Consider the following 16,891-nt stretch of genomic DNA (forward strand, 5'->3'; position numbering starts at 1 on the left):
CAAGGGGCCCGTACGTCATGACGTACGGGCCCCTTCGTGCCGCTGCCGGGCGTCCGCCTACCCCAGCAGGCCGCCGACCAGCCCCGGCCTGCCGGAGGAGCCGTCGCCGTCCCCGCCCGAGCCGTCGCCACCGCTCCCGCCGGAGCCGTCACCGCCGCCCGAGGTCGGGCCGGTGGTGGTGGACGGTGCGTCACCCTCCGGGGAGGACTGCTGCGGCGGGGCCTGTCCGGTGCTGCCCTGGGTCTGGGTGGGCGCCCCCGTCGTGGTGCCCGCGCCCTGGGTCGCGCCGGGGGTGCTGCTGGTCCCGGCCGACGGGCTCGCCGAGCCGGACGTGGCGCCCTGCGTGGGCGAGGTCGACGCGGACGGCGTCCGCTTCTCGTCCTTCTTCCGCTCACCGGACTCCTGCGGCAGCGGCGAGCCGGGCAGCTCGTTGCGGGGCGCCTCGCCGGGGCCCGGCACGACGACCCGGTCGGCGTCCCGGACGGCACCGCCGAGCAGCGCGCCGACCAGCATGCTGAAGCCGCAGACCACGAACGTGACGAGCGCCCCGCGCCGGAGCACGTAGCGCCGCAGGTCCCAGATGTCCGCGCGGGGCCCGAGCCGCCGCCAGGCCCGGCCCGCGAGGCTGCCGTCGACGGAGTAGACGGGGGCGCCCGCGATGATCAGCGGTGACCAGGCGGCGAGGAAGATGATGTCGGGCGTCTCGTAGGCGGGCACGCTCTTCCAGCTGACGGTGACCAGCAGCGCCGCCGACAGCAGGGCCCCGGCACCGGCGGCCAGGCGCTGCCAGCAGCCGAGGACGGTCAGGACACCGACGACGACCTGGGCGAAGGCGATGGCCAGCCCGGTGCCGACGGGGTGCGCGAGGGCGAACTGGCGCAGCGGCTCGGCGACGTCCCACGGGTGCAGGCTGTGCAGCCACTTCACCATGGACCCGCGCGGGCCGCCCTCGAAGTACAGCGGGTCGCAGAGCTTGCTCATCCCGGCGTAGACGGAGATGCCGCCGAGGAAGACGCGCAGGGGAAGCAGGACGACGCCCAGGTTCATCCGGCGCCCGGGGTAGTACGCGTGCCGCGCCGGGTCGTCGCCGTGGCGCCGCGCGCGCCGGCCGGTGCCCTCGTGCCGCTCCTCGGACCCGGACTCGTCGAAGACCCCGTCGTCCTCGTCGTAGGCGCTGCCGACCGTGCGCATCGGCGGCAGCAGCGGTCCGTCGGGGTGGCGGCGCTGGGCGCCGACGAACGGGCTCTCCAGCGGCTGGGTGTCGTCGTCGTACCTGCCGTACCCGTCGTGTCCGACGCCCGGCTGGGGGATGACCCGGGTGCCGCCGGAGTCGGTGAGCTCGTCGGCGTGGCGGACGCCGCCGTGCCGTACGGCCTGGAGCAGCCGGTGGGCGCCGGTGTCGTCGGGGGCGGACCTGCCGCTCCACACGACGGGACGGCGGCGCGGCGCGGTCGGTCCCGCGCCCACGGTGGTGACGACGGGGATCCGGGCGGTGTCCTCGGCGGCACTCAGGTGCCGTGCGATCCGCGGCGATTGGGCGTGCCGCGCCGAGACGCCCAGCTGCACGCGGAAGCTGGCGTGATTGACGATGACCTGCGCCGGATCGCTCGGCACCTTCACCATGCTCAGCGCGGGAGCGTCGTCGAGTCCCGACGAGCGGTCCCCCGTGGGTGTGCGGGGTGTTCTGGTGTCCACACTCATCTAACCGAGTGACAAGGCGTTAGGACACTGCCTTGACCGGCCAGATGTGTCCGGACCGCGTCAAGCCGGTCCGGACCGTCCGGAATCCTCCATGCGGGTGACGAAGCCGCACATGTGTTCAGCTCCGGCGGCGCGCCGCCTCGTACAGCACGATGCCCGCCGCGACACCGGCGTTGAGCGACTCCGCGCCGCCCGGCATCGGGATCCGCACCCGCACGTCACAGGTCTCGCCGACCAGCCGCGACAGTCCCTTGCCCTCGCTGCCGACCACGACGACGACCGGCCCGTCCAGCACCTCCAGGGCGCTCAGCTCGGCCTCCCCGTCGGCGGCCAGACCGACGACGGTGATCCCGGCCTTCTTGTACGCCTCCAGCGCCCGGGTGAGGTTGGTGGCGCGGGCGACGGGCGTGCGCGCGGCCGCCCCCGCCGACGTCTTCCAGGCACCGGCGGTCATGCCGGCCGCGCGCCGCTCCGGCACGAGCACGCCGTGGCCGCCGAAGGCGGAGACGGAGCGGACGACCGCTCCGAGGTTGCGCGGGTCGGTGACCCCGTCGAGGGCGACGATCAGCGGGTCCTCGCCGTCGTCGTGGGCGTTCGCGACGAGGTCCTCGGGGTGCGCGTACTCGTACGGCGGGACCTGGAGCACCAGGCCCTGGTGGTTCAGGCCGTTGGTCATGCGGTCCAGCTCCGGGCGCGGCGCCTCCATGAGGTTGATGCCGCCGCGCTCGGCCACGAGCTGCAGCGCCTCGCGCACCCGCTCGTCGTTGTCGATGAACTGCTGGACGTACAGCGTGGAGGCGGGCACGCCCTCGCGCAGCGCCTCGACGACCGGGTTGCGGCCGACGACCAGCTCGGACGTGGAACGGCCGCCGCCCCGACGCTGCTGGGTGCGGCCCGTGACGCGCCGGGCCTTCGCCTGGGCGGCGCGCTGCTTGGCGTGCCCCTTGCGCATCTCGGCGGGCGGGGTCGGGCCTTTGCCTTCCAGGCCCCGGCGTCGCTGGCCGCCACTGCCGACCTGCGCGCCCTTCTTGCCGGACATGCGGCGGTTGTTCGCGGCCATGAGGTATCCGTCTCCGTGAAGTCGTGTGCGGTGCGTCCCGTCCGTGGGCGCGCCTGCGTGTGTGTCTGTGGGTGTGCCTGTGCAGTGTGCCGCCCGAAGGCCCGGACGGCACACTCGATCTTGCGGGCGCCGGGTCCCCGGTGGGGCCGTCAGCGGGGACCGAGGGTCCAGCGCGGACCCTGCGGGCCGTCCTCGATGACGAGCCCGGACTGGTTGAGCTGGTCGCGGATGGCGTCCGCGGTGGGCCAGTCCTTGCGGGCCCGGGCGGCCTCGCGCTGGTCGAGGACCATGCGGACCAGGGTGTCGACGACGCCGTGCAGGTCGTCCCCGCGGTCGCCGTCGCCGGCCCAGTGCGGGTCCAGCGGGTCGAGGCCGAGCACGCCGAGCATGGCGCGGACCTCGGCGAGCCGGGCGACCGCCTCCTCCTTGTCGTCGGCGGCCAGCGCGCTGTTGCCCTGCCGGACGGCGGTGTGCACGACGGCCAGCGCCTGCGGGACGCCCAGGTCGTCGTCCATCGCCTCGGCGAACGCGGGCGGCACCTCGGCGGCCGGTTCGACGACGCCGCCGGCCTTCTCCACCACGCGCTGCACGAAGCCCTCGATCCGCGCGAACGCGGACTCGGCCTCGCGCAGGGCCTCCTCGCTGTACTCGATCATCGAGCGGTAGTGCGGGGTGCCCAGGTAGTAGCGCAGCACGATGGGCCGCCAGCGCTTGACCATCTCGCTGACCAGCACCGAGTTGCCGAGCGACTTCGACATCTTCTCGCCGCTCATGGTGACCCAGGCGTTGTGCACCCAGTACCGGGCGAACTCGTCGCCGTAGGCCTGGGCCTGGGCGATCTCGTTCTCGTGGTGCGGGAAGATCAGGTCGAGGCCGCCGCCGTGGATGTCGAAGGCGGTGCCGAGGTACTTGTGCGCCATGGCCGAGCACTCCAGGTGCCAGCCCGGGCGCCCGCGGCCCCACGGCGTCTCCCAGCTCGGCTCGCCGGGCTTGGCCGCCTTCCACATGGCGAAGTCCCGCGGGTCCCGCTTGCCGGTCTCGCCGTCGGCCGAGGGCTGGAGCAGGTTGTCCAGCTCCTGGTTGGACAGCTTCAGGTAGTCCGGGAACGAGGTGACGGCGAAGTACACGTTGCCGTCGGCCTCGTAGGCGTGCCCGCGCTCGATCAGGCCGCGCATCATCTCGACCATCTCGGTGATGTGGCCGGTGGCGCGCGGCTCGTAGGTGGGCGGCAGGCAGCCGAGGGCGCGGTAGCCGTCGCTGAAGGCCCGCTCGTTCTCGTAGCCGATGGACCACCAGGGGCGGCCCTGCTCGGCGGACTTGGTGATGATCTTGTCGTCGATGTCGGTGACGTTCCTGACGAACGTCACGTCCAGGCCGCGGTAGGCGAACCAGCGGCGCATGATGTCGAAGTTCAGACCCGAGCGGATGTGCCCGATGTGGGGTGCCGCCTGCACGGTGGCACCACACAGGTAGATCGAGACGCAACCCGGCCGGAGCGGGGTGAAGTCACGAATCTGCCGGGCGCTGGTGTCGTACAGGCGAATAGTCACGACACCAGGGTAGTAGGCGCGGGGGTGTGCGCGGTGCGCACCGCTTTGTTTCGGGGACACATGTCACGTGCGGGCCCGGTGGGGTCGGTCGCGCGGTTCCCCGCGCCCTGGGGGCGGCCCGTCACCCCGATCGCACGACCAGCGCCGTCGCCACCGCCATCAGGCCCTCGTTCCTGCCCGGGAAGCCCAGGCCGTCGGTGGTGGCGCCGGAGACGGAGACCGGGGCGCCCGCCGCCTCGGAGAGGATCTTCTGGGCCTCCTCCCGGCGCTTGCCGATCTTCGGGCGGGGGCCGACGACCTGCACGGCGACGTTGCCGATGCGGAAGCCGGCCGCGCGGACGATGCGCGCGGCCTCGGTCAGCAGGGTGACGCCCGAGGCACCGGACCACTCGGGACGGCCGGTGCCGAAGTGCTGTCCCAGGTCACCGAGGCCGGCGGCGGAGAACAGGGCGTTGCAGGCGGCGTGCGCGACGACGTCCGCGTCGGAATGTCCGGCGAGCCCGGGCCCCTCCCCCTCCCACTTCAGTCCGGCGCACCACAGCTCGCGGCCGTCCTCGAAGGCGTGGATGTCGGTGCCGATGCCGACCTGCGGCAGCGGGTACGGCTCAGAAGCCATCGTTGAGCCTCCTGCGGGCCAGGACCGCCTCGGCGAGGACCAGGTCGAGGGGGCGGGTGACCTTGAAGGCCTCCTCGTGCCCGGGAACGGCGACGACGGTCAGGCCGAGCTGCTCGACCATGCCGGCGTCGTCGGTGACGTCGTGCTTCACGGTCTCGTGGGCGCGCACGAGGGTGGCCCGGTCGAAGCCCTGCGGGGTCTGCACCGCCCGCAGCAGGGACCGGTCGGGGGTGGCGACCACCGGCTCCGGGTCGCCGGGCGCGGCAGCCGGTTCGACCTGCTTGACGGTATCGGCGAGCGGCAGCGCCGGCACCACGGCGGGCGCGCCGTCCCGTACGGCCTCCACGACCGCGTCGACGGTGTCCACCGGGACCAGCGGGCGGGCCGCGTCGTGGACCAGGACGATGTCGTAGCCCTCGGGCAGCGCGTCCAGGCCGAGCTTCACCGACTCCTGTCGGCTCTCGCCGCCGGGGACGACGAGCACGTCGGTGCGCTCGGGCAGCGCGTGCGCGTCCAGCAGCGACGTGACCTCGGCCGCGCCGTCGGGCGGCGCCACGACGACGACCAGGGAGACGGCGCGGGAGTCGGCCATCGCGCGCACCGCGTGCACGAGCATGGGCGTGCCGCCGAGGGCGCGCAGTGCCTTGGGAGCACCGGGTCCGAGCCGCACACCCCGGCCCGCGGCCGGGATGACGGCCGCTGTCCGGACGGCCGGACGGCCGGATGCGGGGTTCGGCGAGGGCGGCTGGAGCGGATCGTCAGACATGGTTCCTGTCAGGTTTGTGGGCTCGGCCTACGTGGGTATGGCCTGGGCGTGCCCCGCTCCCGGAGCGGGGAAAGTGCCGGGCGTGACGCCTTGACCAGCCCCTTCCGTGACTCTGGTCGAGTCCGACCGCCCGGGCCCGGCACGCCGGGGTGGGGACGTGAGTGATGACACATTCCCCATCACGGCGCAAGTGCAGCCTACGTACGGTGTCCGGGTACGAACATGCCGCAGCGCCCGGCGACGTCATGGACGTCATCGGGCACCGCGGCATTTCGATGTGCTGAGTGCTCTGAGTGCTGCTCCGACGGCCGGTGTGACCACGCGGCGGGCGGAGCCTCGACTCGGAGGACTCAGGAGGCGAGAACCTCGTCGAGTAGCGCCTCGGCCTTGTCCTCGTTGGTGTTCTCGGCGAGCGCCAGCTCGCTGACCAGAATCTGACGCGCCTTCGCGAGCATGCGCTTCTCACCGGCGGAGAGTCCGCGCTCCCGCTCACGGCGCCACAGGTCACGCACGACTTCCGCGACCTTGATGACATCACCCGAGGCGAGCTTCTCGAGATTTGCCTTGTAACGACGGGACCAGTTCGTGGGCTCCTCGGCGTACGGCGCGCGCAGCACCTCGAAGACCCGGTCCAGCCCGTCCTGACCGACCACATCACGCACGCCGACGAACTCCGCATTGTCCGCTGGCACACGTACCGTCAGGTCACCCTGGGCGACCTTCAGCACCAAGTAGGTCTTGTCCACGCCTTTGATCTGGCGAGTTTCGATTGCCTCGATCAGCGCGGCCCCATGATGGGGATAGACCACGGTGTCGCCAACCTTGAACGTCATGTGACAGGTACCCCTTCCGTGGCTATCCAGGGTAACACGGATACGGCGTCTTCTGAATGGCGTTTTCGCAGGTCAGGGCCATTCTCGGGGCTTGACAACAGCGACAGGAACGTGCTTCGGACGGCTGGCGGAAGCAGGTATTCGCAGGTCGGAGCGGCTCTCCGGGGCAAGCGAAACGCGCACGCTACACCCATCCGGAGCCCCACACGAGCGGTCGAACTTACCCATATGTCCGGTTCCAGATGCGCGACTTCCGCTACTCCGTTCGGTGAGCCGAGCCGGTTCCGGTCGATTCCGGAATTGATCACACGGTGTGAGGATCAACGGCCGGTGATCAATTACCGGGGCCTCCCCATTCCTTCACCGAAATGCGCGCTCGCGTGAATCACGCGTCGGTCCGGACGGAAGTGGCGCGTGTTTACCCCGGGTCACCTGAGGCTTCCGTGACCGGCGGGGCGGCACCCCGTCGGCGGACCGGTGCGCGCGGCGACCGCGACCCGCGAGGGGATCCGAGGAGCGACGCGTGATCCACGACCATGACCCGGGTGATCGGGTGACATCGGGCGCGCGGGCACGCCGCGCGGCCCCGACCCGGGTAGGCGTGGGGAGGGCCGGGTGCAGCCGCCTGCGGGCGGCTCGGTAATCTGAGGCCGCTGACAGACACTTAGGGCGGCTTCACCCGGTCGCCACCGCACGCTCGAGTCAAGGAGTTGCCGCCGCCGTGAGCAGCAGCCTTCGACGCGGCGCCCTCGCCGCCGCCGCCATCGCGTTCTCGATCACCGCGCTCTCCGCGTGCGCGGCCGGCAACAACGCCCAGACGCTGCAGATCAAGCCGGACAACGCGGCGACGACGGTCGGCGACATCCAGGTGCAGAACGCCACCGTCATCACCCAGCCCGACCTGGAGTCGACCGGCCCCGCCGTCGTCTCCGCCACGCTCTTCAACTCGGGCGACAAGGACCAGACGCTCGAGTCGGTCACCGTCCCCGGCACCGGCAAGACCGCCGAGCTGACCCCCGCCGAGGGCGGCGACCTCGTCGTCCCGGCCGGCGGCCGTCTGATCCTCGGCGGCGAGGGCAACGCCTCCGCCGTCCTGCCCAGCAGCCGCGAGGCCGTCCAGGACGGCAACGCGCAGAAGATCACCTTCACCTTCAGCGAGACCGGCGAGGTCAGCCTGCGGGCGATCGTCTTCCCGGCCGAGAACTTCTTCGAGAGCTGGGGTCCGAGCCAGGCCCCCGCCGCGGGCGCCTCCGCCTCCCCGTCGGCGGAGAACTCCGGCGAGCCGGCCGACGGCGCCACCGGTGAGGCCGAGGGCGAGACCGCCGGCGACGAGACCTCCGGCGACGGGTCCACGGAGTCCGGAGCCCCGGCCGGCACCCCCTCCGACGCCGCCTCCGCGAGCCAGGAGTCCTCCGGCCACTGAGCTGCCGTACGCGCACACGACACGCCGAAGGGCGGGACCCGGCCGGGTCCCGCCCTTCGGCGTGTCACACGGACGCCGCGGCGGCCTACGGCTCGAACTTGTAGCCCAGCCCCCGCACCGTCACCAGGTAGCGGGGCGCCCCCGGGTCCGGCTCTATCTTGGCGCGCAGGCGCTTGACGTGGACGTCGAGGGTCTTGGTGTCGCCCACGTAGTCCGCGCCCCACACCCGGTCGATGAGCTGCATCCGGGTCAGCACCCGACCGGCGTTGCGCAGCAGCATCTCCAGCAGGTCGAACTCCTTCAGCGGCAGGTCGACCTTGGTGCCGCCGACGGTCACCACGTGCCGGTCGACGTCCATCCGCACGGGGCCTGCCTCCAGGGCCGCCGGGGCGGTCTCCTCGGGCTCGCCGCGGCGGCGCAGCACCGCGCGGATGCGGGCGACCAGCTCGCGCGAGGAGAACGGCTTGGTGACGTAGTCGTCGGCGCCTATCTCCAGGCCGACCACCTTGTCGATCTCGCTGTCCTTGGCGGTCACCATGATCACGGGAACGTTGGAGCGGCCGCGCAGCTGGCGGCACACCTCGGTGCCCGGCAGGCCGGGCAGCATCAGGTCGAGGAGGACGAGGTCGGCGCCGTTTCGGTCGAACTCGTCGAGTCCGTCGGGCCCGGTGGTCGCCACGGCGACCTCGAAGCCCTCCTTGCGGAGCATGTACGACAGGGCGTCGGAGAAGGACTCCTCGTCCTCGACGACGAGCACTCGGGTCACGGAAGGACCTCCGGGGAGGGAAGCGTTTCGTACGCGGATGGATCGGACGCGTGGGGGGAGGGGTGGGACATCCCGGCTGCCTCGCCGTCGAGGCCCTCGGTGTCGTCCCGCTCGGACGGCCGCCGGCCGCGGGGCGCACGCGCCTCGGGCAGCCGCAGGGTGAAGGTGGAGCCCTGGCCCTCGGCGCTCCACACCGTGACTTCCCCGCCGTGCGAGGCGGCCACGTGCTTCACGATCGCGAGGCCCAGCCCCGTGCCGCCGGTGGCACGGGAGCGGGCGGGGTCGACGCGGTAGAAGCGCTCGAAGACGCGCTCCTTGTCCTTGTCGGAGATGCCGATGCCCTGGTCGGTCACGGCGATCTCGATCAGGTCCCCGCCGGGCTGCGCGACCGAACGGACCGCGATGCCCACGCGGGTGCGGGCGGGTGAGTAGTTGACCGCGTTCTCGACGAGGTTGCCGAGCGCGGCGGCGAGCTGCCCCCGGTTGCCCCAGACCCGCAGGTCGGCGGCGCCGGCGGCAGCCATGGTGATCTCCTTGGTGCCCGCCGCGTGCCGGCAGCGGTCAACGGCCTCGGCGACCAGTTCGTCGACCCGGACCGGTTCGGCGTCCTCCAGCGGGTCGTCGTTCTGCACCCGGGAGAGGTCGATGAGCTCCTGCACCAGGTTGGTCAGCCGGGTCGCCTCGATCTGCATGCGCCCGGCGAACCGCTGCACGGCCTCCGGGTCGTCGGAGGCGTCCATCACTGCCTCGGACAGCAGCGACAGCGCGCCGACCGGGGTCTTGAGCTCATGGCTGACGTTGGCGACGAAGTCCCGCCGGACCGCCTCGATACGGCGGGCCTCGGTGAGGTCCTCCACCAGCAGCAGCACCAGCCGGGAGCCGAGCGGCGCCACCCGCGCGGACACCGCGAGAGCCTCGCCGCGCCCGGTGCCCCGGCGCGGCAGGTCCAGCTCGACCTGCCGTATCTCGCCGTCCCGCCGGGTGTCCCGGGCCATCTTCAGCATCGGCTCCACGGCGAGCTTGCCGCCCCGGACCAGCCCGAGGGCGTACGCGGCGGAGCTGGCCTTCACCACGCCGTCGGCCTCGTCGAGGACCACGGCGGACGAGCGCAGCACGGACAGCACGGTGTCGACCCCCGGCGGAAGCACCGCGTCCGTGTGCAGGGAGGTGCGCGTGGGGCGGCGCTGTTCGCGTTCGCTGACGCGGAACGCCAGCATGGCGATGACACCGGTAAGCAGCCCGGCGATCGCTGCCGCTGCGGCGACCGCCGCGTTCACGTCCATGCGTCCAGGTTAGGCATGGCGCGAGCGGTACCCACAGCGGTCGGCGGGCGACCTCGGACACTCGTCGCCCAGAGTTCACCTACAGGCCAGGGCCGGTTCATTCCGGGTGACGGAACCGGACGCGTGGACCACGGACCGTGGGAGCGTGGGTGGGACCCAGGCCCCGTAGAGCCCGGACCCGGACAGCCCGGACACAGACGCACGAGAGGAATTCCGATGCGGGACGCGTACCACGAGGAACTGGATTCGATCGGCGACGGTCTGGTGGAGATGGCCCGGCTGGTCGGATCGGCGATCGGACGCGCCACGACCGCCATCCTCGACGCCGATCTCAAGCTGGCGGAGAGCGTGATCGAGGCCGACCAGAAGGTCGACGAGCTGCAGCACGACCTGGAGGCGCGGGCCATCGCCCTGCTGGCCCGCCAGCAGCCGGTGGCCACCGACCTGCGGATCGTGGTCACCTCGCTGCGGATGTCGGCGGACCTCGAGCGCTCCGGCGACCTCGCCCAGCACGTGGCGAAGCTGGCCCGGCTGCGCTACCCGGACCGGGGGGTGCCGCGGGACCTGCACGCCACGATCCTGGAGATGGGCCAGCTCGCGCAGCGTCTGATGGCGAAAGCGGCCGAGGTGATCATCACCAAGGACGTCGACCTGGCGCTCCAGCTGGAGCAGGACGACGACGCGATGGACCTGCTGCACCGCACCCTCTTCCAGCACCTGATGGACGACCGCTGGAAGCACGGCATCGAGACGGCGGTCGACGTCACCCTGCTCGGCCGCTACTACGAGCGCTTCGCGGACCACGCGGTGTCCGTGGCCAAGCGGGTGGTGTACCTGGTCACCGGCGAGCACGCGGACGAGATCCAGGCGGACCTGAAGCCGGAGATCGCTCCGGTGCCGGGGGTGGAGGCCGGCTGAGGTCCCACCGCGGGCGGGTCTGTGGGCGGGGAGCCCGGAGGCCCGGGCGGTGGAGGCGCGGGTGCTGGGGGCGCGCGCGGTGGGCGGGGGCGCGGGGGCCGGCCGGGGGCGCGGGTGAGCTTCCGCCGCCCCCGATGCGCCGTTGATGCGCCCGGCGGGCGGGGCGTGCAATGGGGAGAGGTGTGCGCAGGCCCCAGCCCCGAGGAGGGACCCATGGCCGAATCCCCCGGCACGACGCCCGACCCCACGCAGGAGCGCGAGACCGAGCAACCCGCCGAGGTCAGGAACCTCACCCTGATCGCGGCCTGCGGCTGCGGTTCGGGGTGCGGCTGCGGGTGCCAGTCGGGCAGCCCGTGCCAGTGCGGCTGAGTCAGTCCGCAGGAGGGCCCCGGCGCCGGTGACGGCGGCCGGGGCCCTCGGCGTGACGGAGAGGAGGAAGGGGAGGGGTCAGGAGGCGCTGCTCTCCGGGACCGTACGGGTGGCCGCGTCCGTGGACCGCTTCACCGTGTCCGCCGGCTGCCGCACCCGCTCGGTGCGTTCGGTGCTCGTTTCGTCGGGCAGCCCGCGCATCAGCAGCCCGTACCCGAGGCCGGCCACCGTCCCGACGACGGCGCACGTGCCCCACAGCCACGCGGCGCCCCAGCGGTCGATGACGAACCCGGACATCAGCGGGGCGACGAGCGAGGCCACCGCCCAGGACATGGTGTACATGCCCTGGTAGCGCCCGCGTCCGTGCACCGGGGAGAGCCGTACGACGAGCCCCGTCTGGGTGGGCGCGTTGACGATCTCGGCCAGCGTCCACACGCAGACGGTGAGGGCGAAGACGCCGACCGACCCGGCGAAGGCGGTGAGCCCGAAGCCGTACCCGGCCAGCAGCGAGGAGGCGATCAGCAGCCGTCGCGGGTCGCGGTGCTCGATGAACCGTGTGACGGGAAGCTGCAGGACGACGATCAGCACGCCGTTGACGGCGATGGCCATGCCGAAGTCGGCGGGGGTGAACCCGGCCTCGCCCATGGCGACCGGTAGTCCCAAATAGCCCTGCTGGAAGACCACGGCGATGAGGAAGGACAGTCCGACGACGCCCATGTAGCGGCCGTCGCGCAGCACCGTCCCCAGGGAGACGGCGTCCTCCGCGCCGTCAGGGCCGGCGGGCTGCTTCTCCGGCCGGGACTCCGGCAGCTTCATGAAGACGAGGACGGCGCAGACCAGCGTCATCCCCGCCTCGATCAGGAACCCGGCGAGGTAGCTGACCTCGGCGATGAACCCGGCTCCCACGGAGGAGATCGCGAAGCCGAGGTTGATGGCCCAGTAGTTGAGGGAGAAGGCCCGGATACGGTCCTCCGGCCGCACGATGTCCGCCATCATCGCCTGCACGGCCGGCCGGGAGGCGTTGGCCGCCATGCCGACGAGGAAGGCGACGGCCGCGATGGCGACGGGGTGGTGCACGAAGCCGAGCAGGGCGACGGACAGGGCGGTCGCGGTCTGGGCGACGAGCAGGGTGGGCCGGCGTCCGAGCCGGTCGGTCATGACGCCCGCGACGAGGGACGAGATGACGCCGCCGAGGCCGTGGAGCGCAACGACGAGACCGGCGTAGGAGGCGGAGTAACCGCGGTCGAGGGTGAGGTAGAGCGCCATGAAGGTGGCGACGAAGGCACCGAGCCGGTTGACCAGGGTGCTGGTCCACAACCACCAGAACGCGCTGGGAAGCCCCGAGACGGACTCGCGTACGGCCCGCCTGACTCCGGTGACTGACATGTGTGGCCCCCCAAGGCGCCCGGGCCGGCCCGGGATGACGTGTGAGTGGTGCGAGCGATGCGGGTGATGTAAGCGGCTGAAGCAGCGGGCACAACTTACGAAGACGGGGCCCGCGAGGGCCACTCAATTAACAGATCCCGTCAACCGTCCGCCAGGCGGGCAGGGCGCGCGGGGCGTGTGGGGCGTCTATTACGCTCGGACACATGGCCGACGCACCGTACAAGCTGATCCTCCTCCGCCACGGCGAGAGCGAGTGGAACGAGAAGAACCTGTTCACCGGCTGGGTGGACGTCAACCTCACCCCGAAGGGCGAGAAGGAGGCGACGCGCGGCGGCGAGCTGCTCAAGGACGCCGGCCTGCTGCCCGACGTGCTCCACACCTCCCTCCAGAAGCGCGCGATCCGCACGGCGCAGCTCGCGCTGGAGGCCGCGGACCGCCTGTGGATCCCGGTCAGCCGCAGCTGGCGCCTGAACGAGCGTCACTACGGCGCCCTCCAGGGCAAGGACAAGGCGCAGACGCTCGCGGAGTTCGGCGAGGAGCAGTTCATGCTCTGGCGCCGCTCCTACGACACCCCGCCGCCGGCGCTGGACAACGACGCCGAGTACTCCCAGTTCTCCGACCCGCGCTACGCGACCCTCCCGCCGGAGCTGCGTCCGCAGACGGAGTGCCTGAAGGACGTCGTCGTCCGGATGCTGCCGTACTGGTTCGACTCGATCGTCCCGGACCTGCTCACCGGCCGCACGGTCCTGGTCGCCGCCCACGGCAACAGCCTGCGCGCGCTGGTCAAGCACCTGGACGGCATCTCGGACGCCGACATCGCGGGCCTGAACATCCCGACGGGCATCCCCCTGTACTACGAGCTCGACGCCGACTTCAAGCCGGTCACCCCGGGCGGCACGTACCTCGACCCGGAGGCGGCCGCGGCGGCGATCGAAGCGGTGAAGAACCAGGGCAAGAAGAAGTAAGCGGTCCTGATCAGGCCCCCTGCTTGCGGATTTTTCGCGAGTAGGGGGCTTGTTGCTGCCGTTCGACGACCGGGGTCCGGCGCGTTGGAGCCGCGGTGGTCCTGCGACCGACCGCGGCGGGTCACCCAGGCCGACGAGGCGTACGTCGTCGAGGTCGCCAGGATGCGACCCAGGGCGTCCGGGGTGGACACTTTTAAGCAGGACACCAGTGTTTCTCGAAATCGGTCAGAGGAGTGATCGTCATGACCGAGGAACTGGTCCCTCCGCTTACGGTGGTCCGCCCCGGCGAGGGCGCCGCGGGCTTCCTCGGTTCCATCGGGGTGGTCTTCAAGCTCTGGGGTGCCGATACCAACGGCGCCTTGTCGGTCGTCGAGCACCCGTTCCCGGTCGGCGCGCTGGTGCCGCCGCACCTGCACACCCGCGAGGACGAGTACTCGATCGTCACCGAAGGTGAGATCGGCTTCCGCTCAGGCGACCGTGAAGCCGTGCTGGGCCCTGGCGGCTACATCACCAAGCCGCGCGGCGAGCTGCACACCATGTGGAACGCCGGCTCGGTCCCTGCCCGCATGATCGAGATCATCAGCCCGGCCGGTTTCGAACACTGCTTCCGCGAGATGGCCGAGATGCTCGCCGACGGCCCGCCGCCGTCCGCGGACGCGATCCCGGCACTCGTGGCCAAGTACGGGCTCGAATTCGGCCGGCCGGACTGGCTGCCGGACGTCATCGCGCGGTTCGGGCTGACGCCGCCGGGACCGTAAACCCGCACCCCGCCGACGAGCCACAACACCACCGCCTGGAGAAACGCCTTCCAGGCCGCCGCCCCCGACTGTCCGACGCACAGTTGCCTACTGCCGCGGCGCACGATCTGCTGCAGCTTCTGCCCCACCTGGTCGGTCAGTTTGGAAGAAGTTCGGGTACTTGGCCGCCCGGCACCCTCGGCAATCAAATGGCCAGGGCGTCGTGTTTCGGCCGGATCGGCCGCGGCAGAGTGGGGGGTGTCCCGGACGGGTCGGAGCGGTGGCCTCCGCGAGCCGACCAGCTGCTTAGCGGATCGCGCGGTACGGCCGGCGGGCGAACAACGCCGCCTCCCACCCGCGCGTACCGCGCGGGTGGGAGGCGTTCTCATCGCGCTCGGGTCACCGGGTGAACGTGAAGTACTTCCAGGCGCCGTGGGTCGTCGAGTTGACGGAGTCGCCCGAGGAGCCGTTGATGTACGACGAGCGGATGCGGGCGCGGATGCCCGACTCGCCCGGGGCCTCCAGGCGTACGACCGACTTGCCCTTGCTGTTCAGGGCGAAGTACTCGGCGGCCGTGCTGCGCCAGGCGCCCGCGTACCAGACCTGGAGCTGCAGGCGCTGGGCGCGGCCCTTGTAGTAGCTCATGGTCGTGGTGAACACGGGGTCGGTGTTCTTGCGGAAGTAGTGGTACTTCGTGGAGCCGATCTTGCCCGTCCTGTAGTGCTTGGAGACGCCGGTGGAGACGCTCACCCGGGCGTAACCCGTGGACTTCACCGTCTTGGAGGCGTAGCGGGCGTCACCCGCGAAGACCGCGCTGACGGTGGTGTCACGGCCCATGGTGACGGTCGCCGACAGGTTGCCCTTGGAGTTGACCTTGCCGGTCCTCAGCAGCCTCTTCGGCTTGTCGGCACCGAAGGGGTCCGCGTAGATCGAGACGGTGCGGTTCTTGTACGTCGTGCCGAGGTGCGCGGTGAAGGTGACCTTCTTGCCGTACGCGTACACCTTGCCGTTGTTGTTCAGGGTCAGCGAGGTGGCCTTGCGTGAGACCTCCACGGCGGCCGCGCCGGAGGCCGGGGCGTGCGTGGCGTCGCCCGCCCAGGCGACCTTGTAGGTGACCCTGCCGCCGGCCGGCGGGGTGTCCGTGAAGGAGAAGGTGCCGTCCGCCTTCGTCCTCGCGGCGGCCAGCGCCCTGCCCTTGGGCGACTCGACGTCGGTGCGCGTCACCGTCAGGGCGGTCCCGGCGGGCGGGAGCGTCTTGGAGGTGAGCTTGCCGGTGACGGTGAGCTTCTTGGCCCGCTCCGCCTTCGCCGGGGCCGACACCTTGAGGGCGGGCACCTCCTTGGTCGGGTCGGTCAGGGCGCGCAGGGTGTGGGTGCCGTAGGTGTTCACCGAGACGGCGAAGACCCGGCTGGCGTCCGGCGCCCAGGCCAGGGCCCCGTCCACGAGGGTGTCGGCGCCGCTGCTGTTGCCCGTGTTCGGGAAGTCGTACTCGCGCACCGGCACCGGGTCGCCGGGGCGGTGGATGTGCACGTCGGGGTCGTACCAGGAGAAGCTGCCGCCCGCGATGCTGCCGTCGGGCGCGATGCGCACGGCGTTCGGGTAGGCCTCGATGGGATAGCCCGGCTGCTCGGTGAGGTCGGTGGCCGAGTAGGCGCCGAGGCTGTAGCCGTAGCCCTCTCCCCAGGAGGTGAGGACCTGCTTGCCGTCCGGCGTCAGGTCCAGCTGCTTCACGCCGCTGCCCGTGTACGTCGTGGCGCGCAGGGCGGCCGCGTCGGCGGAGACGTCGTAGACGGCGACGTAACTGCCGCCACCGACCACCAGGGTGCCCGGGACGGCGGGGTCGGACGCCAGGATGCTGCTCGTGCCGGAGAAGCCGTCGCCCCGCCGGGCGAGGTGCACGACGGGCTCGGGACCGGAGACGTCCAGCGAGCCGAAGTCCGCGCCGTGGGCGAACCAGACGCGGCCGTCCACCACCTCCAGGTCGCCGGGCGCCGCGCCCACCGGGTAACTCGCCGTCTGTGTGTACGTGGTGGTGTCGACCGAGACGATCCGGTCGTCCTTCGTCACGGCGGCGTACACCTGGCCGCCGTCGTCGGACACGGCCAGGCCGGACACCCCGGACAGACCCGTGAGTGTGGCCCTGACGGTGCCGTTGTAGTCGGTGACGACGATCTTTCCGCCGGTCGGGTCGGAGACGTAGACCCGCTGGTGTGCCCCGTCGACGACCATGTCGCTGACGGAACTCACGGGAAGGACCTTCGCGGAGTCGGCCGCCGCCGGTGCCGCCGTGCCCCCCACCAGAGCCGCGGAACTGAGGACGACCGCGAGTGCCGTCGCGGTCGCGATGCTGCGCCTGCGCACAGTGATGTGCCCCCAAGGAAGAAGTCCGGTACGCGCCGGACATGAGGATGAAAGGCCGCGCGTCCCCCCTCACCCGAACGGGTGTTGGACGCTGCCGAAGACGCAGCGTATGGCATGCGACGGACAATCGAGGAACGGAATACCGCGCGCATCGCGA

General features: G+C 71.7%; 15 protein-coding genes. 5 read left to right on the forward strand and 10 right to left on the reverse strand.

The genetic code is table 11. The annotated features are described in order from the left end of the window. Positions 1 to 57: 57 nt before the first annotated feature. The 6 genes from F3L20_RS30160 to F3L20_RS30190 form a co-directional block, all read right to left on the reverse strand. Positions 58 to 1,701 carry a DoxX family membrane protein gene (locus tag F3L20_RS30160; RefSeq protein ID WP_167534641.1) on the reverse strand — a complete coding sequence of 548 codons (1,644 nt, stop codon included), beginning with the start codon at positions 1,699 to 1,701 and terminating at the stop codon, positions 58 to 60. Between the two features lie 118 nt (positions 1,702 to 1,819). Beyond that, positions 1,820 to 2,761 carry a 23S rRNA (guanosine(2251)-2'-O)-methyltransferase RlmB gene (gene rlmB / locus F3L20_RS30165; protein ID WP_150156974.1) on the reverse strand — a complete coding sequence of 314 codons (942 nt, stop codon included), beginning with the start codon at positions 2,759 to 2,761 and terminating at the stop codon, positions 1,820 to 1,822. A 149-nt stretch (positions 2,762 to 2,910) separates the two neighbouring features. Beyond that, positions 2,911 to 4,311, reverse strand: a complete 1,401-nt coding sequence (gene cysS / locus F3L20_RS30170) for a cysteine--tRNA ligase (protein ID WP_150156975.1) — start codon at positions 4,309 to 4,311, stop codon at positions 2,911 to 2,913. A gap of 121 nt (positions 4,312 to 4,432) precedes the next feature. Further along, a complete protein-coding gene (gene ispF / locus F3L20_RS30175) occupies positions 4,433 to 4,927 on the reverse strand; it encodes a 2-C-methyl-D-erythritol 2,4-cyclodiphosphate synthase (protein ID WP_150156976.1) in 495 nt (164 codons plus the stop codon). Continuing rightward, on the reverse strand, positions 4,917 to 5,693 hold the full coding sequence (gene ispD, locus F3L20_RS30180; RefSeq protein WP_150156977.1) for a 2-C-methyl-D-erythritol 4-phosphate cytidylyltransferase: 777 nt from the start codon (positions 5,691 to 5,693) through the stop codon (positions 4,917 to 4,919). The genes ispF and ispD overlap by 11 nt, the downstream gene beginning before the upstream one ends. 350 nt (positions 5,694 to 6,043) lie before the next feature. Then, positions 6,044 to 6,526: a CarD family transcriptional regulator gene (locus F3L20_RS30190; RefSeq protein ID WP_003953493.1), complete on the reverse strand. Its 483-nt coding sequence runs from the start codon at positions 6,524 to 6,526 to the stop codon at positions 6,044 to 6,046. 721 nt (positions 6,527 to 7,247) lie between these two features. On the opposite strand from F3L20_RS30190, the gene F3L20_RS30200 reads away from it, so the two are divergent. Beyond that, a complete protein-coding gene (locus tag F3L20_RS30200) occupies positions 7,248 to 7,949 on the forward strand; it encodes a copper chaperone PCu(A)C (RefSeq protein WP_150156978.1) in 702 nt (233 codons plus the stop codon). An 85-nt stretch (positions 7,950 to 8,034) separates the two neighbouring features. Here F3L20_RS30200 and F3L20_RS30205 read toward each other — a convergent pair whose 3' ends face one another. Together F3L20_RS30205 and F3L20_RS30210 are read right to left on the reverse strand one after the other, a co-directional pair. Next, entirely contained in the window at positions 8,035 to 8,715 is a 681-nt protein-coding gene (locus tag F3L20_RS30205) for a response regulator transcription factor (protein WP_024884117.1), read from the reverse strand. Continuing rightward, positions 8,712 to 9,998, reverse strand: coding sequence for a sensor histidine kinase (locus F3L20_RS30210; RefSeq protein ID WP_150156979.1), 1,287 nt, complete (start codon positions 9,996 to 9,998; stop codon positions 8,712 to 8,714). Before F3L20_RS30210 ends, F3L20_RS30205 begins: the two co-directional genes overlap by 4 nt. A gap of 216 nt (positions 9,999 to 10,214) precedes the next feature. On the opposite strand from F3L20_RS30210, the gene phoU reads away from it, so the two are divergent. Together phoU and F3L20_RS34180 are read left to right on the forward strand one after the other, a co-directional pair. Continuing rightward, entirely contained in the window at positions 10,215 to 10,916 is a 702-nt protein-coding gene (gene phoU / locus F3L20_RS30215) for a phosphate signaling complex protein PhoU (protein ID WP_150156980.1), read from the forward strand. A gap of 213 nt (positions 10,917 to 11,129) precedes the next feature. After that, the gene (locus F3L20_RS34180) at positions 11,130 to 11,285 is read left to right on the forward strand and encodes a hypothetical protein (protein WP_006133908.1); all 156 of its coding nucleotides are present in this window, start codon (positions 11,130 to 11,132) and stop codon (positions 11,283 to 11,285) included. A 78-nt stretch (positions 11,286 to 11,363) separates the two neighbouring features. Here the strand turns inward: F3L20_RS34180 and F3L20_RS30220 are convergent, their stop codons facing one another. Continuing rightward, positions 11,364 to 12,671 carry an MDR family MFS transporter gene (locus tag F3L20_RS30220; RefSeq protein WP_240810789.1) on the reverse strand — a complete coding sequence of 436 codons (1,308 nt, stop codon included), beginning with the start codon at positions 12,669 to 12,671 and terminating at the stop codon, positions 11,364 to 11,366. 203 nt (positions 12,672 to 12,874) lie between these two features. Between F3L20_RS30220 and F3L20_RS30225 the strand changes: the two genes are divergently transcribed. Together F3L20_RS30225 and F3L20_RS30230 are read left to right on the forward strand one after the other, a co-directional pair. After that, complete coding sequence (locus tag F3L20_RS30225; RefSeq protein WP_150156981.1) at positions 12,875 to 13,636, forward strand: phosphoglyceromutase; 762 nt, start codon at positions 12,875 to 12,877, stop codon at positions 13,634 to 13,636. A 242-nt stretch (positions 13,637 to 13,878) separates the two neighbouring features. Beyond that, positions 13,879 to 14,394, forward strand: a complete 516-nt coding sequence (locus tag F3L20_RS30230; protein WP_150156982.1) for a cupin domain-containing protein — start codon at positions 13,879 to 13,881, stop codon at positions 14,392 to 14,394. 378 nt (positions 14,395 to 14,772) lie between these two features. Here F3L20_RS30230 and F3L20_RS30235 read toward each other — a convergent pair whose 3' ends face one another. After that, positions 14,773 to 16,620 (reverse strand): Ig-like domain repeat protein, encoded by a 1,848-nt coding sequence (locus tag F3L20_RS30235; RefSeq protein ID WP_346768038.1) that lies wholly within the window; start codon positions 16,618 to 16,620, stop codon positions 14,773 to 14,775. Between the last annotated feature and the right edge of the window lie 271 nt (positions 16,621 to 16,891).

Origin of the sequence: Streptomyces tendae, assembly GCF_008632955.1 — a bacterium.
Classification (GTDB): Bacteria; Actinomycetota; Actinomycetes; order Streptomycetales; family Streptomycetaceae; genus Streptomyces.